This is a genomic window from Mesorhizobium kowhaii, from assembly GCF_042431665.1.
Taxonomy (GTDB): Bacteria; Pseudomonadota; Alphaproteobacteria; order Rhizobiales; family Rhizobiaceae; genus Mesorhizobium; species Mesorhizobium kowhaii.
The window spans coordinates 1-500 of the sequence record NZ_JBHLYT010000213.1 but is presented as its reverse complement, the minus strand read 5'-3'; the positions used below and the strand labels follow the sequence as shown (position 1 = coordinate 500).

The window sequence follows — 500 nt, the reverse complement described above, 5'->3', positions numbered from 1 at the left end:
CGCAGGGTTCCTTCGACGTCCCCGACGCCATACACCGCATCTGCGGCCACCCATGAAAACGGCACATCGGCTGCCAGCGCACGCCGTATCATATCGACAGCCAAGCCTGGCTTGGTAGCGAAGGCTATAGCCTCAGGAACATGGGTTGCTGCAAGCCTTACCGGATCTCCGGTCCAGCTTTTGGGCAAGTACAGGGCCCGATCGACAAAGGCATGACCGCGAGCGGACACATAGGCGGCGAACACACCGATCTGGCAGTTCGTTATCTTGCCTGCAGAACCTGTATATTGACGCGCAACACCGCACGATGTCTTGCCCTGCTTGAGGAAGCCCGTCTCATCGATGACCAGGACCGCATCATCTGTGGCGAGGTTTTCTACAACATACTCTCGCACGATGTCGCGAAGTCCGTCCGCGTCCCAACGCCCGCGACCCAGAATGGCTTGTTGCCGCCACGGGCCGGGATCACCGGCCGCCTCAGCGCGCATCCAACCTGTCTT

The 500-nt window shown here is 60.2% G+C and carries 1 protein-coding gene; it reads right to left on the bottom strand.

Annotated elements, in window-relative coordinates; translation table 11 throughout:
- Nucleotides 1-500 (bottom strand): IS701 family transposase (locus tag ACFFNA_RS39460; protein WP_378925716.1); only part of this gene is annotated, 500 nt, incomplete at both ends.